Origin of the sequence: Mesorhizobium kowhaii, from assembly GCF_042431665.1 — a bacterium.
Taxonomy (GTDB): Bacteria; Pseudomonadota; Alphaproteobacteria; order Rhizobiales; family Rhizobiaceae; genus Mesorhizobium; species Mesorhizobium kowhaii.
Genome location: NZ_JBHLYT010000005.1, coordinates 158,830 through 173,946 on the forward strand (window position 1 = coordinate 158,830; position 15,117 = coordinate 173,946).

A 15,117-nucleotide genomic window follows, 5' to 3' on the forward strand; every position below is an offset into this window, starting at 1 on the left:
CCAAACGAAGCCGGTGGCAACTGCCCCAACAGAACGATCCACCGACTTCGAGAAATTTTCAGGCGCTTACAGTATGAGTTTCTAATGTGTGGGCTGTCAATTCACCCGTAGCCTTTGCCTTACGTTCAACAGAGCGGCGGCGATGGCAAACAGCAACATGATCAGCATTCCGTTAATGCGTCGTTGGCCAGGAGATATGACCGCCTGTCCGGAAATCGGTACGCGGGCATCGATGGCGCCGCGCGCGTCGATCGCCAGCGCGTCGACGATGCGGCCGCGCGGATCGACGACGGCCGAGATGCCGTTGTTGGCAGCACGCAACAATGGCAATCCATTCTCCACCGCACGGATCTGGGCCTGCCTGAAATGCTGATACGGACCCGGCGTGTCGCCAAACCACGCATCATTGGTAACGTTCACAATAAGCTGCGCTGACGTAGCGTCAACTGCCACCAGATCGGGAAAGATCACCTCATAACAGATAAATGGCAGCGCACGGATGCCGTCAGGCAGCGTGATGGCATGCCGCTCGTTGCCGGCCGCAAATGTCATCGGCCCGGCAACCAGTTGCTCGATGCCGAAACGCTCGAGCAGATCGGCGAAAGGCAGATATTCGCCGAACGGCACCAGATGAACCTTGTCGACGGCGTCGACGATTTCACCCTTGTCGTCGATCGCCACCACGGAGTTGTAGTAGCGGCTGTCGGCATTCGCGGCCGAGCCGCCTTCCTCGCGGACGACGCCGGCGATCAGCATCTGGCCGGGTCCGAGCATGTCGCCCAGCGCCGTCAACGCATCCGGACGCTCGGTGAAGAGAAACGGCACCGAGGTTTCGGGCCACAGGATCAATTGCGGCTTTTCTTGACCGGGGTCCGGCGCCTTGGCCGACAGCCCCATCAAGGTGGCGAAGATGCGGTCGCGCACCGAGGCGTCCCACTTTTCCGACAGATCCACGGCCGGCTGGACTATGCGGACATCCAGGCTGCGCGTCGCCGGCTTTTCGGGAGCGGCAAGCCTGACATAGCCGAAACCGATATGGGCGGCGGCGAGGGCGGCAAACAGCGCCGCGCCGAGGCGCAGATGCCGGCGCGCCGCCAGCAGCGCCGGCAATGCGAAGACGAACACCGCGAGCGCGTTCATGCCGATCATGCCGGTCACCGAGACGCTCTGCATCAACAGGGGCACGGGCATGGCCGCATAGCCGATCGCATTCCAGGGAAAACCGGTGAACAGGAAGTCGCGCAGCCACTCCGTCAGCCCGAAACCAAACGCAAGGGCCGCGATGCGGCCGATATCGCTGCTCCACAGCAGGCGGGCAACCATTGCCGCAAAGCCGTAGAAAAAGGCGAGTGCGAAGGGAATGCCGATCACAGCGAAGGGAAGCGCCCAGGCAAAGCTGTCGGCCTCGACCAGCAGTGCCGAGCCGATCCACCACAGGCCGGCGAGGAAATAGCCGAAGCCGAACCACCAGCCGACGGCGAAGGCAGGCCGCAGGCGCCGGAACAGGCTGCCGGAGGCTTCGCCGGTGGCGCCGTCGAGCAGCCAGACCAGCAAGGGAAACGAGATGAAGCAGGCGGCGAAGAAATCGTAAGGGGCCTGGCCAAGCACGGCAAACGCCCCAGCGAGAAAGGCCACGAGCGCGCGCCGCCAACCCCAAAGCAGAATTATCCGGCCGGCCAGGCGCTCCATGCATACTTCCGAGTCGCGCGAATCAGGAAGCAAGATTTAACAGGCTGCGGTCCGCGCTCCAAACGCCGGATGGCTGGCCGCAATGGAAGCTCTGGCCACCGCCCTACCGGTGCCAGCCGTCTATACGCAGACCGCCCAACCGTTCGCCCTCTTCCCGGGAAACGGTGCGGATGGGCTGCGTGAAGGTCCAGACATGGCCCTCGGGATCGCGCGCCCGATACTGGCGTTCGCCGTAGAACTGATCCGCAGGCTCCTGGATGATTTCGGCGCCCTTTGCCCTGGCGTGCTCACAATGGGCGTCCAGGCCGTCCTTCAGCCGCACATAGACAGATTGGGTGTTCTTCCCCGAGACGGAAGCCGGGCTGGCGACGTAGTCGGTCCATTCGGAATCGACGATGATGTAGCCGTCGCCGAACCGCATCTCGGAGTGGACAAGCTTTCCCTCGGCATCGCTGACCACCATGCTGCGCGCGAAGCCGAAGGCCGTTTCCAGCCAGTCCAGCGCGGCGCGAGGGTCCCTGTAGAATACACCGGAGCCCAGGCTTGAGTGTTTGAACGGGTCGTCGATCATCATCGGGCGAGCGAAACGCTCACGCCTGTTCAGCGCGGACCGTGGCGCGCCGGCGGCGCTCGCCCTTTTGGCTCTGCACGATGCGCACACGCTTGACGCGGCGCGGATCGGCATCGAGCACATGGAACTCGAAGCCCGGAATGGCCTGCACCACCTCGCCGCGCGCCGGAACGCGGCCAAGCGTGTTGAAGATCATGCCGCCGATGGTGTCGACATATTCGCCATGTTCGCCGGCGGCGAAATCCTCGCCGATCATCTTGGCGACGTCGTCGATCTCGGCCTTGCCGTCGACGATGAAGACGCCATCGCCGCTCTGGGTAATCATCGGCTCGTCTTCGTCATGCTCGTCCTCGATGTCGCCGACCACCATCTCGACGATGTCTTCGAGCGAGGCAAGGCCATCGGTGCCGCCATATTCATCGATGACCAGCGCCATCTGCGTGCGCGTTGTCTGCATGCGGCCCATCAGGTCGGAGGCAAGCATCGACGGCGGCACGAACAGCACCTGGCGGATCAGGTTGAGGTCGCCAATGGTGCGCGCGAGGTCGACCTGGGTGAGGTCGAGAACCGTGGCGGCAGGGGTTTTCCTGGTCGCGCGGCCCTTCTTGACGCGCGCGATCTTGGTGATGTGGGCCAGCACGTCACGGATATGGACCATGCCGCGCGGATCATCGAGCGTCTCGGAATAGACCGGCATGCGCGAATGGCCGGATTGTTCGAAGGTGCCCAGGAGATCGCCGAGCGTCGTCGTGATCTCGACCGCCTGGATGTCGGCGCGCGGCACCATGACGTCCTCGACGCGCACCTCGCGCAAGCGCAGGATGTTGTTGAGCATGGCGCGTTCGCCAGGCGAGAAGGATTCGGCATCGCTCGTGGTTTCGGCAAGCGCGCCGGCGATTTCCTCACGCAGGCTGGTTCCGTTGCGTTGCCGGAACAGGCCCAGCACGCGGTCGAACAGGGAGGGACCGGCAGGCGATGACTCGCTGGCAACGCTGCCGGTAACGGTACTCGGACTTGATCCCTCTTCCGACGTATCGGAAGCCTTGGTCGCACTGCCGGCGTCGGGGCGGGCGGCAGTCTCTGGTTTGTCGTTCATCGTCGTCCGGTCAATTGATCTTTTGTAGTTACGCGTAGGGATCGGGAATGGCAAGCCTTGCGAGCGATGCGCGCTCGATGGCCTCCATTGCCTCGGCCTCGGCATCGGTCTCGTGATCGTAGCCCAAAAGGTGCAGCAGGCCGTGGATGACGAGATGGGTAATATGGTTCTCGACAGGCTTGTCTTCCAGTGCCGCTTCACGCGCGACCGTCTCGGCGGCGAGCACGATGTCACCCAGCATCGGCGGCAACGGAGCGCCTTGCACTAGCGGAAAAGCCGGGAAAGACAAGACGTTGGTCGGATTGTCCTTGCCGCGCCAGCCGGCGTTGAGGGTCCGGACATGGGCGTCGTCGGAAAAAACGAGGCTGAGTTCGGAACGGCCCGCCACGCCGGTCTCGGCAAAAGCAGCCGCGACAGCGCGATCGACCAGCCGCGTCAGGCTTGCCTCATCGGGCCAATCGCCTGCTTCGACTGATATATCAATCTCGACGGGGACCGGAAGTGCCCCGTCGCCGGATATGTTGTCCTCAGGCATGAGGCCGCATCGTCACATCAATTCTCGGCGCCGAGGCCGCGCGCCAGTTTGGCATCCCGGTCATACGCCCTGACGATTTCCGCCACCAGCGGATGGCGGACGACGTCGCCATCGTTGAAGCGCACGGTTACCGCGCCCGCCACGCCGTCCAGCACACGCAAGGCTTCGACCAGGCCCGATTTGGTGTTCGAGGGCAGGTCGATCTGCGTCGGATCGCCGGTGACGATCATGCGCGAGTTCTCGCCGAGACGGGTCAGGAACATCTTCATCTGCATCGGCGTGGTGTTCTGCGCCTCATCGAGGATGACCGCGGCATGCGCCAGAGTACGGCCGCGCATGAAGGCGAGCGGCGCGATCTCGATCACTTCGGCGGCAATGGCGCGCTCGACCTTGTCGGCAGGCATCATGTCGTAGAGCGCATCATAGAGTGGCCGCAGATAGGGATCGACCTTCTCCTTCATGTCGCCCGGCAGGAAGCCCAGCCGTTCGCCGGCCTCGACCGCCGGCCGCGACAGGATGATGCGTTCGACCATGCCGCGTTCGAGCAGCATCGCCGCATGCGCCACCGCCAGATAGGTCTTGCCGGTGCCGGCCGGGCCGATGCCAAACACCAGTTCCGACCGCTCCAGCGCCCGCATATAGGCGTCCTGGTTGAGCGAGCGGGCATAGATCGTCTTCTTGCGGGTGGCGATCTGGGCGGCGGAGACCTTGCCCTTGCGTTCCAGCGTCGGCAAGGTCAGCTGATCGTCGGCGGCGATCGCCATGCGCACGGCGCCGTCGACGTCGGACTGGCCGATATCGACGCCCTTCTGCAGAATGCCGTAGAGATTATCCAGCGCCCGGCGGGCCTGCTCGGCGGCCGACGCCGAGCCCTTGATGGTCAACTGGTTACCGCGCGAGCGGATGTCGACGCCGAGCTTCTGCTCGAGCCTGGCCAGGTTTTCGTCGAACTGACCGTAAAGGGCGCTGGCAAGCTTGTTGTTGTCGAAAGTCAGAACGATGTGCGCCATGTCAGAAGCCCCAGATGCCGGTACCGGGGGCAGGTTCTTCAGCTCTGCTGCGCTCAACCGTCTCTCCTCATCTGCCGAGACCCCTCAGGCCAATTCGGCGAACAGGCTATTGTAGCCCGTCTTCGTGATTCGCACCTGGATAATGTCACCGATTTCGCCGGCCTTTTCATCAACAATAACCGGCTGCAGCCAAGGCGAGCGGCCGACCTTCTGGCCGGCCTGGCGGCCAGGCTTCTCGATCAGCGTGTCGATGGTGCTGCCGACCAGGCTTGTGCCGAAATCCTGCTGCTGTTTCAGAAGCAGGGCCTGCAGCCGCTGCAACCGCTCGTCCTTGACCGTTTCCGGCACATGGTCGGCCATCTCGGCGCCCGGCGTGCCGGGACGCGGCGAATATTTGAACGAGAAGGCCGAGGCATAGTTCACCTGGCGCACCAGTTCCATGGTCGCCTCGAAATCCGCCTCGGTCTCGCCGGGGAAGCCGACGATGAAGTCACCGGAAAGCGCGATATCCGGTCGCGCGGCACGGATGCGGTCGAGCAGCGCCAGATAATCCTTCGCGGTATGCCGGCGGTTCATCGCCTTGAGGATGCGGTCGGAGCCTGATTGAACCGGCAGATGCAGGTAAGGCATCAACGCCGGCAGATCACGGTGGGCTGATATCAGTTCATCATCCATGTCGCGCGGGTGGCTGGTGGTGTATCGCAGCCGCGCCAGCCCTGGGATTTCGGCCAGTCTGAACAGCAGCCGGCCAAGGCCCCATTCTTCGCCGTTCTCGCCCTGGCCATGCCAGGCATTGACGTTCTGACCGAGCAGCGTCACCTCGCGCACGCCAGCTTCGGCCAGCCGCTGCGCCTCCGCAACGATCTGCGCCACCGGCCGCGACACTTCCGAACCCCTTGTGTAAGGCACGACGCAGAAGGTGCAGAACTTGTCGCAGCCTTCCTGGACGGTGAGGAAGGCGGTGACGCCGCGCTTGATGACCTCGGCGCGTTTCGGCTGCGGCAGATGCTCGAACTTGTCCTCGATGGCATAGTCGGTCTCGACGATCTTCTCGCCGCCGCGCACCCGCGCCAGCACATCGGGCAGCCGGTGATAGGTCTGCGGGCCGATCACCAGATCGACGGCGGGCGAACGGCGGATGATCTCGGCGCCTTCGGCCTGCGCCACGCAGCCGGCGACGCCGACCAGCATCTCGCGCCCGGCCACGGCGCGTTCTGCCTTCATATCGCGGATACGGCCGAGCTCGGAATAGACCTTTTCGGCCGCTTTCTCCCTGATGTGGCAGGTGTTGAGCAGCACCAGATCGGCCTCGCCGATGGCATCGGTGGCGGTATAGCCGTCGGCGGCCAGCGCATCGGCCATGCGCTGTGAATCATAGACGTTCATCTGGCAGCCATAGGTCTTGATGAAGACCTTCCTGGTCGCCACGGCCGGCGCGGCCATCGCTTCGGCCGCGGCGTCGATGTCGTCACGCTCTATCGTGTTCAAGTCCATCTGGCGGCTTCTAACGCCTTTCCGTGACAAAAAACAGACGATTCTCCGCCGCGGTCGTCATGCACACTGGCGCACCCACCACCTGTCTACCGGCTCGGGTGCGGATCGGCGAGTGCCGCCTGCATCATCGCGCGCACCTGGCTTTCCATCAGCTTCGACGTTTCCTTGCGGTTCGAGCCCTTGGAAAAGGCGATCGGTTCGCCGAAATGCACCTCGACGTCGAGTGCCCCTTCCGCCAGCAGCACCTTGAGATGCGGCATCAGGTCCTCATCGCCGATCCAGGCGGCAAGCGGCCGGTGCCGGCGGCCGAGCGGCACGCCGTGCAGGCGCGTGTAGGCGATCGCCACCGGCTGGATGAAGACCTGCTCGGCCGCACCTTCCGAAATCGCCATCGAGGCGGCGCCGAACAGCGTGCTCTTGAAGGGCAGGACGATGTTGCCGTCGCCGGTCGAGCCCTCGGCGAACAGCACCATGGCGTCGCCCTTGGCCATGCGGCTGGCGATCTCGCTGGCCTGGTCGCCGGACGAACGCTTGCGCTCGCGCTCGATGAAAACGGTGCGCTGCAGCTTCGACAGCATGCCGATCAGCGGCCAGCCTTCCATATCGGCTCTGGCGATGAACTTCACGTCGACCATCGAGCCGAGCACCATGATGTCGGTCCAGGAGATGTGGTTAGACGCAACCAGCAAAGGGCGCTTGTCGGAGAGCGCGCCCTTGACATGGATGCGCATGCCCAGCGCCCGGACGATGAGCCTGTGCCAGATTTTCAGGATAAAGGTTTCCGGCCACCAGCCGGTCTTCATCGACAGCATCTGCAACGGCACGAGGACCAGCGAACCTGCGGCGACAAGGCCCAGCGCCAGGAAAATCCTGATTTTTCCGATCATACAGTCCCGGCTCTGCCGTTACAGCGCCGCGCGTCCTTTTTGGATGCGCAAGGGACGCTGTAACCCTTGGATTTGGCGCCTCTGGCTAGCGAAGATCGCGGCGCATGACAAGCGCCCCGGTCGGTCCGTGCTCGGACGACCTGTAGTAGTTGGGACGTTTGCCGACCTCGCGGAAGCCCAGTCTCCGGTAGAGGGCGATCGCCGCAACATTGGTCTCGTCGACCTCGAGGAACAGCGCTTCGGCGCGCTGCGCGTGCAGTTCGCGCAGCACCGCATCCATCAACTGCCAGCCCAGCCCCTGCCGGCGGTGGGATCGCGCCACCGCGACGGTCAGGATCTCGCCCTCGCCGGCCGCCAGCCTGGCCAGCACGAAGCCAACCGGCGGCTTGGCGCCCTGCCCGGTTTCGCGCGCAGCATAGCCGAACACGGTATCCTGTTCGAGCAAGGCGGCGAATTCGCCATCGGTCCACGGGCGGACAAAATCCTCGCGATGCAGCAGCGAGACCGCCGGGCTGTCGGCGATCTTCAGCGGCTCGAGCGCGTAGTCCCGGCGGCGTGGTTGGAGAAAAGGTATGCGCATTTATCTTTCTTGCCTTGACAGTATGAACCCAGCCTGCGGCTTGGCGTCGGCGCCGCGCAAATAAAGCGGTTTCGGCCTCTCACTCCCGCCCTTGGCGGCAGCCAGGCGAGCGTAAGTGACGATGTCGGCAGTGGCCGTCTCGGGACCGATATCGAAGGCGCGCCCGGCCGATGCGGCGATCTGCGCTGCCGCGGTGCCGGTGAGTACCGAAGCGCTTTCCGTCGCCATGGTCACGGCATTCGCCAGTGTGATCACGGCCGGACCGTAAGTCAAAGCCGACATTTCATCGAAAAGGGCGGCATGGAGTTCCTCGCGGCCGGCGTCGAGCGCCGCCAGCACGGCGCGGCCGGGAAATGTCGCTGCTGCCTCTGCGGCCAGCGCCTCCAGTGTCGTCACTCCGATCGCCTGGACTTTCAGCGCCAGCGCCAGGCCGCGCGCTGTCGACACGCCGACCCGCAGACCGGTGAAGGAGCCGGGACCGACGGAGACGGCGATGGCGCCAAGACCGGCATAGTCGGTTGCGGCCAGTTTCAGCGCTTCGGCGATGACGGCCATCAGATGCTCGGCATGGCCCTTACCTAGATCGAGCACCGAGCGGCCAAGCTCCTGCTTCGCCTCAGCGTCATAGACGCAAGCGGCGCAGAGGTTGGCGGCACAGTCGATGGCAAGCAATTTCATGAAACGACCGGTTCGAGAAACAATTCCCTGTGCCCGCCACGGCCCGCCACCGCAAGGGGATAGTGCATAATTTGTTAAGCGGCTTCGCTTCGGATTGGCAGGAAAAGCATCTATGCGGCGTGTTCGATGCGCAGCATGTGGTTGTCCCAGACATAGTCCGGTTCGGACCGGGTCACTCCGCTGCCCTCGATGATTTCGCCGGCGCCTGTGGTCGCCATGAAGGCCGTACCGTCGGGCGCCACGCCGCAGACCTCGACCAGCGCGCTGTTCGAGACGATCCGGCCGTTCGCCGCGTCGATCACCACAAGCGAATTGCCTTCCGGTGAAGAGACAGCGACGGTGCCGGCCACCGGATTGGCGGCGACCGAACCGATATAGTTGCGGAAACCGGACAGCACGTCCTGCGGCATATCGAGCAGCTGCAACTCCTTGCCGCGCGCGGCACGGCCGACCAGCAGCGGACGATCGGTGCCCGGCCCCCGGTACTGGCAACCGAACCAGACGGTGCCGGATCGATCGGTATCCATGTGGCGGATCGACAGCTGGTGCAGTGCCGCCGGCAGTTCGTGCTTCTCGATGAGGTCGCCGGTGACGCGGTCGATCAGCACATAAGACGGCTTCATGGTGGCGATGTTGAGCTCGGCGCGGCCATAGTCCGGGTGGGTCTCGATGCCGCCATTGGCAACCGCAATCGTCTTGCCGTCGCCCAGGAGCAGAAGCTCGTGCGGACCCATGCCATAGGTCGGGAATTCGCCGACGCGGCTGAATTTTGCCCGCGCATCGTAGATACCGACGACGCCGGCGGCATTGTCGAAATCGTTCTCGGTCGCATAGAGCAACGCGCCATCAGGCGAGAACACGCCGTGGCCGAAGAAATGCCGGCCGGTGATGCTGGCGATGGTCAGCGGTTCCTCGCGGCCCGCATGATCGAAGACCACAGCGAAGGTGCCGGGCTGGCGAGCGAAGACCACCGAACGCTTCGACACCAGATCGAAAGTGACGTCGTGGCCGCGATCGGGCAGGTCGATCGCATGCAGGAGCTTGCCGGCTTCGGACAGGACAGCGGCGCCGAAACTGCCATCGCGCTTGACGAAGGCGGTGGCGAAGACGGCGTCGGCCGCAAGCGTCTTCGCCCAGGCCGACGGTGCCATCGCGGCGGCAAAGCCAATGCCTGCAGCCCTGAGGAAATCGCGGCGGTCGATCAGTGGCGTCTTCAAGGATCAGTCTCTCTTTTTGAGCATGATCTTTTCCGAAAACCGGCTTCCACTTTTCGGGATCATGCTCAGTCTCCGTCAAGCGACGAGAAGCCGGCGGTCAGGCCGAATTCGGCGGTCAGCCTGGTGCCGATCAGGGTCGACAGGCTGGAGGTGATCAGCGCGAAGTGATCGAGCTTTTCACGCAGCGCCGGATCGGCAAGCGCCTTGTCGATCGGACCGCTGACGGCCTTGGCGGTGGCGACGCCGTTGACCAGCTGGATATGGATCGATTCCGCCATCCAGCGCGCATCGGGCGGCAATGCGTCGCCGAGCTTCGAAGCCTGGAACAGATTGTCTATTCCCGACAGATTGGCGGCCAGCGAATTGGTGGTGTTCTGCGACCGCCAGTAGATTGCTTGCCTGGGCTTGTCCGCATCCGGCTTGCCGCCGAAAAAGCCCTTCAGGCGCACATCGCGCACCATTTCCAGCTCATTGATGAAGACGCCGACCAGTTCGGTCACAGCTTCGTTGCCGTCACGGTAAAGCGCGTTCTGCGGCCCCGGATTGGCCCAAAGGGCGGCAAAGCCGTCCGGCTTGTTCCAGGCGGCGCTGACCTCGCCGGCCATGGTTTCGATGTTGCCGGCAACCGCCGCGCCATAAGCGCAGCGATAGGGATCGGCTTTGCCCGTCAACGCATCGGCGCCATCGCCGTAAAGGACGAACTCCAGCGCGCCCAGCCCCTGCATGGCGACACTCTTGCCGGCCAGCTGTGCCGCATCGGTGGCGGTCGGGTCCTTGTCGGACAGTGCCGCCTGCACCTGCTTCAGGCCGATGCTCTTGCGGTCCGGCCAGAACAGCATGCGTTCCAGCCGGTTGTTCTCCTTGATCGGTCCGAACCCGATGATCTCGGCTGATGACCAAGCATCGACCGTGGCCGAAAACCGGACCCGCGCCGCATCGAGGTCTTCTTGCGAGGGCGCGGTGCAGAGCGTGTGCATCGCCTTGGTCAAACGGCCGGCATGGTCGTGCAGGCCGGCATAGGCCGGGCGGACAAAGCCGTCGATCGCCCGCTGGATGATTTCGGAGGCTTTCACAGCCGCCGACGCCGGGACGACGCCCAGCAAAGCCAGCGGCAGAACGAGAACCAGTGCAGAGCGCTTGAGCATCACAGTGACTCCAGGAATTTGAGCAGCGCCTCACGGTCAGCCACGTTGGCGGCGGCAAAGCGGTCGCGCGCCTTCTGCGCCTCACCACCATGCCACAGGATCGCCTCGGTCAGGCTGCGCGCGCGGCCATCATGCAGGAAGAATGAATTGCCGTTGACCGTTTCGGTGAGGCCGATGCCCCACAATGGCGGGGTACGCCACTCATTGCCCGTGGCTTCGCCCACGGCCTGGCCGTCGGCCAGATCTGGCCCCATGTCGTGCAGCAGGAAGTCGGAATAGGGCCAGATCAACTGGAACGCCTGCGCCTTGGGCGTGCCGCGACGGGTGACGAATTTCGGCGTGTGGCAGGCAATGCAGCCCATCTCGTAGAATATCTTTTTGCCCGCGAGCACGTCTGGCCGATCGAGGTCGCGGCGCGCCGGCACAGCCAGGTTCTGCGAATAGAAGGTAACGAGATCCATCACCGGCACCGGCGCCTCGACCGGGCCGAGGCGCGGCTGCACGCCATTCGGCATGGCCAGGCATTTTTCCTCTGCGGTGGTGCAGTCGCCCCAATGTTTCGGCTCTTCCGGCGTCGAGATGCCGATGTCGCCGGCAAAGGCATCCGCTGCCTGCTGGCGGATCGACGCGGTCTGTGCCTTCCAGCCGAAACGGCCAAGCGTCAGCTCTCCGCTCTGGCCGTCGCGGACGATGTTGGGCCTGCCGGAAATGCCATCACCGTTTCGGTCGTCCGGATCGGCATGGGCGAGGATGTCCGCCGGGGCAATCTGCTCGATCAGGCCAAGGCCGATCATCGGCGGCGTCAGGCGCGGCGACAGCGTGGTGCGCGGATCAAGCGGCCCATAGCTGGGATCGACGACCGAATAGCTGGGTTTGCGCAGCGAAATCACGGTGCCGTCCGCCAGCGTCACCTGCCGTTCCTGATAATCGACATGCATCCTGCCTTCGCCGCGCAGGCCGGGCACGGCCAGCTCCTGCAATTGCGTGCCGTAGACGGGGTCGGGAAGGTTGAGCAGCCTGTGGTCGGCAAGCGCTGCCTTCTCTTCGGCGCTGCTTGCCTCGCGGGCCAGCCTCAGGAACATCGAGGTGGTGCCGGCGTCGCCTTGCGGCGGACGGCCGCGGCCGTCCTTCAGATGGCAGTTCTGGCAGGCGCGTTCGTTGAACAGCGGACCGAGCCCGTCCGACGCCTGCGTCGAGGATGGCGACGACACCCAGTTCTTGCGGAACAGGGCGTTGCCGAGCTTGAAGGTGCCTTCTTCCTCGAAGGTGATGTTGGCCGAGGATTGCGCGAAGGAATCGCGGCTGACGTCCTTCCTGGACGTGCCGGCGCCACCTTGCATCAGTTCGAACTGTTCGGGCTTGGAGAAATCCGACGTCGGCCTGGTGATGGCGGCGACGCGCGCCTGGTCCTTCGGATTGAGGTCGGTGCGCCTAGTGGCGAGGCCGGCGGGCTGAAGGTCGCCGGCAAGCGCTGAAGAGGTGAGCGCCACCACAAGGATGACGCAGCGCCCGCGCGCCGATCCGGCTGGCGTTTTGTGACGGGGCGGCGAGCCGTTGGCCCGCCGCAAGCGGCGCACGAATTCTAGCAGGCGCCGCATTCCCGCATGTCCTTAGTCCGCCTCGTCCGCCGATGCGGCGTTGAGCTGTCCGTATTTTTCCTCACCGATCGAAGCAAGCAGGTCGAGCTGCGTCTCGAGGAAGTCGATGTGACCTTCCTCGTCCGCCAGCAACTCCTCGAACAGCTTCATCGTCACGTAATCGCCCGCTTCCTCGCAGATCTCACGCGAGCGCTTGTAGGCGGTACGCGCGTCATATTCGCCGGCAAGATCGGATTCGAGCACTTCCTTGACATTCTGCCCGATGCGCAACGGCGCCACGGATTGCAGGTTCGGATGGCCTTCAAGGAAGATGATGCGGGCCACGAGCCGGTCGGCATGGTGCATCTCCTCGATCGATTCCGCGCGTTCCTTCTTTGCCAGCTTGGCGTACCCCCAGTCCTCCAGCAGACGGAAATGCACCCAATACTGGTTGACGGCGCCGAGCTCCAGAAAAAGAGCCTCGTTAAGCCGCTCGATGATCTGCTTTTCGCCTTTCATGGGTTCTGCTCCCGTATTGGACGCGCAGGCCTCTGACGCGATCCAGGTGTGAAACGATATCCACGTCGCTCGCCTCCGAGCGGGCGTGGTAATTTTCGGTGACCCGAATGATCGTTTCGACCACATTTGGGAAACAGCCGCAACAGCGACCGCGCTTTTGCATGGCGTGATAAACCTTCGCCGGCACGATCAGTTGCCAGGGGTCCTGGTCCAGCAGCCCGATGATCGTCTGCTCGATTTCCCTCTCGGTGATGATGTTGCAATGGCAGATCAGCATTACATGGCTCGGATGGCTGACGGCGCCTCCCGCGCCGTGTGGCTTGATTTCTTACCGGAGCCTATTCCGAAGCCGATTGTCCGGCTCCGGATCAGGCCCCAGGCCTTCGACGTTACTTGAACACCTTGTCCGGCGCGTCGAGGCTGTCGGAGCCTTCGAAGGCGATGGCGTTGAGCTTCAGGGTGCCGACGGCGCGTTCGATCGACTTGGTCTGGTCGATCAGCGCGTCGATCGCCGCCTGCACGGTGGCGTTGCCTTCCGTGTTGCCCTCGGCGATCTGCTGGTCATAGGCCTCGCCGGCCAGTGCCCGCGCCTTGATCGCCTCCATCTTGGCAACCGTGACATCGAGCTTGCCCGACAGTTCCTTGTCGATCGCCGGATCGGCGGCCTTCACCAGATCGGCCACCGAAGGCCCCGAGACGACGCTGCCGTCGAGTCTGGTGTAGCTGGCATGATAGGCGGCGCGAATACCGATGGCGTCGTAGAGATGGGAATTGAAGGTGTTGTCGGAGAAGCAGTCATGCTCCTCTTCCGGATCGTGCAGCAGCAGGCCGAGCTTCATGCGTTCGCCGGCGAGTTCGCCATAGGACAACGAGCCCATGCCGGTGAAGATGATCGAAATAGCGGTGTTCGGCTCGCCGTCGACGAGGTTCTTGCGCGCGGCGCCATCTTCCTTCCAGTTGCCGACCATCTCCTGAAGGTCGGAAACCAGAAGGTCGCTGGCTGACTTCAGATACTGAGCGCGGCGGTCGCAATTGCCGCCGGTGCAGTTCTTGAGGTCGTAGTCGGTATAGGGGCGCTCGCCGGCGCCTGGGCCGGTGCCATGCAGGTCCTGGCCCCACAGCAGGAACTCGATGGCGTGATAGCCGGTGGCGACATTGGCCTCGATGCCGCCGGCTTCCTGCAGCGTGCCGGAGAGGAATTCCGGCGTCAGGCTGGTGGCATCGACCTTCTTGCCGTTGATCTCGATGTCCTTGTTGGCGATCACATTGGCCGTATAGAGCGAATTCGCATCCGATTCGGTGCCATAGCTCTTGGCGACGTAGTCGATCAGCCCTTCGTCGAGCGGCCAGGAGTTCACCTTGCCTTCCCAATCGTCGACGATCTTGTTGCCGAAACGGTAGACTTCGGTCTGCTGGTAGGGGACACGCGATGCCCTCCAGGCGTCGCGGGCGGCGTTGAGGGTTTCCGCCGACGGGTTGGCGAGCAGGGCGTCGACCGCCTTGTCGAGCGCCTGCGCCGTGGTCAGCGAATCCTCATATTTGGCGAGCCCGATATCGGCATAGGTCTTGATGACCGCTTTTGCATCGGTTTCCGCCTTGGCCGGCAGCACGAACACCGCCGCCGTCAGCAGGGCCGTGGCACCGATCGCGGCGAGCCTGCCGCCATACCGTGCCGTTATCATCGCTCTCATGACTGTCATCTCCTCAGGAATTCACTGAAATAGGGGCGCGGCAACGAGCGGCCTGCACCAAGTCAGGCAGGCAACGCCATCCGGCAAAAAAATGGCCACGACAAGACGTGGTCTGCGGAAGAAAGACACCGAAATGCCTCCAATCGAAAGGGTTCAAGGCCCAGACATCAAAGGGATGCGCCAACGCGCGAGCCTCCATAAAGCTTCGACACCGCCGGAAGTCAATGGAGATCGGCAAGAAAAATCAATTGAAACAACAGTTTAGAATTATTCTAAACTGCGACTGTCAACTTTATGCATCGGCCTGCACCGGACTTGCCACTGAACTGTGCGATTGACAGCCGCCATTCCGGGTGCGACCCGCAAAAGCTCTCTCGCGGCGGCGCCAGACAATTGCAACTTGGCGAGACGTCCTAGAATCGAGTCGG

General features: G+C 63.6%; 15 protein-coding genes. All 15 read right to left on the reverse strand.

Annotation, left to right across the window (positions count from 1 at the left end):
* Positions 1-96 precede the first annotated feature (96 nt).
* Complete coding sequence (gene lnt / locus ACFFNA_RS04290; RefSeq protein ID WP_111544692.1) at positions 97-1,689, reverse strand: apolipoprotein N-acyltransferase; 1,593 nt, start codon at positions 1,687-1,689, stop codon at positions 97-99.
* 103 nt (positions 1,690-1,792) lie between these two features.
* Positions 1,793-2,263 (reverse strand): VOC family protein, encoded by a 471-nt coding sequence (locus ACFFNA_RS04295; protein ID WP_378915860.1) that lies wholly within the window; start codon positions 2,261-2,263, stop codon positions 1,793-1,795.
* A 16-nt stretch (positions 2,264-2,279) separates the two neighbouring features.
* Positions 2,280-3,356: a hemolysin family protein gene (locus tag ACFFNA_RS04300; protein WP_378915862.1), complete on the reverse strand. Its 1,077-nt coding sequence runs from the start codon at positions 3,354-3,356 to the stop codon at positions 2,280-2,282.
* A gap of 28 nt (positions 3,357-3,384) precedes the next feature.
* A complete protein-coding gene (gene ybeY / locus ACFFNA_RS04305) occupies positions 3,385-3,891 on the reverse strand; it encodes an rRNA maturation RNase YbeY (protein ID WP_378915864.1) in 507 nt (168 codons plus the stop codon).
* A 17-nt stretch (positions 3,892-3,908) separates the two neighbouring features.
* Positions 3,909-4,901, reverse strand: coding sequence for a PhoH family protein (locus ACFFNA_RS04310; protein ID WP_023758127.1), 993 nt, complete (start codon positions 4,899-4,901; stop codon positions 3,909-3,911).
* An 84-nt stretch (positions 4,902-4,985) separates the two neighbouring features.
* A complete protein-coding gene (gene miaB, locus ACFFNA_RS04315; protein WP_378915867.1) occupies positions 4,986-6,395 on the reverse strand; it encodes a tRNA (N6-isopentenyl adenosine(37)-C2)-methylthiotransferase MiaB in 1,410 nt (469 codons plus the stop codon).
* Between the two features lie 86 nt (positions 6,396-6,481).
* Entirely contained in the window at positions 6,482-7,282 is an 801-nt protein-coding gene (gene olsA, locus ACFFNA_RS04320; protein WP_378915869.1) for a lyso-ornithine lipid O-acyltransferase, read from the reverse strand.
* Between the two features lie 85 nt (positions 7,283-7,367).
* Complete coding sequence (gene rimI, locus ACFFNA_RS04325) at positions 7,368-7,862, reverse strand: ribosomal protein S18-alanine N-acetyltransferase (RefSeq protein WP_111544697.1); 495 nt, start codon at positions 7,860-7,862, stop codon at positions 7,368-7,370.
* The gene (tsaB, locus tag ACFFNA_RS04330) at positions 7,863-8,540 is read right to left on the reverse strand and encodes a tRNA (adenosine(37)-N6)-threonylcarbamoyltransferase complex dimerization subunit type 1 TsaB (RefSeq protein ID WP_378915871.1); all 678 of its coding nucleotides are present in this window, start codon (positions 8,538-8,540) and stop codon (positions 7,863-7,865) included.
* 110 nt (positions 8,541-8,650) lie between these two features.
* Positions 8,651-9,757 carry a DUF1513 domain-containing protein gene (locus tag ACFFNA_RS04335; RefSeq protein ID WP_378915873.1) on the reverse strand — a complete coding sequence of 369 codons (1,107 nt, stop codon included), beginning with the start codon at positions 9,755-9,757 and terminating at the stop codon, positions 8,651-8,653.
* Positions 9,758-9,822: 65 nt separating this feature from the next.
* The gene (locus tag ACFFNA_RS04340) at positions 9,823-10,902 is read right to left on the reverse strand and encodes an imelysin family protein (RefSeq protein ID WP_378915875.1); all 1,080 of its coding nucleotides are present in this window, start codon (positions 10,900-10,902) and stop codon (positions 9,823-9,825) included.
* Positions 10,902-12,500, reverse strand: a complete 1,599-nt coding sequence (locus tag ACFFNA_RS04345) for a di-heme oxidoreductase family protein (protein ID WP_378915877.1) — start codon at positions 12,498-12,500, stop codon at positions 10,902-10,904. The genes ACFFNA_RS04340 and ACFFNA_RS04345 overlap by 1 nt, the downstream gene beginning before the upstream one ends.
* 12 nt (positions 12,501-12,512) lie before the next feature.
* On the reverse strand, positions 12,513-12,998 hold the full coding sequence (gene bfr / locus ACFFNA_RS04350) for a bacterioferritin (protein ID WP_111544702.1): 486 nt from the start codon (positions 12,996-12,998) through the stop codon (positions 12,513-12,515).
* A complete protein-coding gene (locus ACFFNA_RS04355; protein WP_378915880.1) occupies positions 12,964-13,275 on the reverse strand; it encodes a (2Fe-2S)-binding protein in 312 nt (103 codons plus the stop codon). The genes bfr and ACFFNA_RS04355 overlap by 35 nt, the downstream gene beginning before the upstream one ends.
* Positions 13,276-13,387: 112 nt before the next feature.
* A complete protein-coding gene (locus tag ACFFNA_RS04360) occupies positions 13,388-14,680 on the reverse strand; it encodes an imelysin family protein (RefSeq protein ID WP_378916386.1) in 1,293 nt (430 codons plus the stop codon).
* Positions 14,681-15,117: the final 437 nt, after the last annotated feature.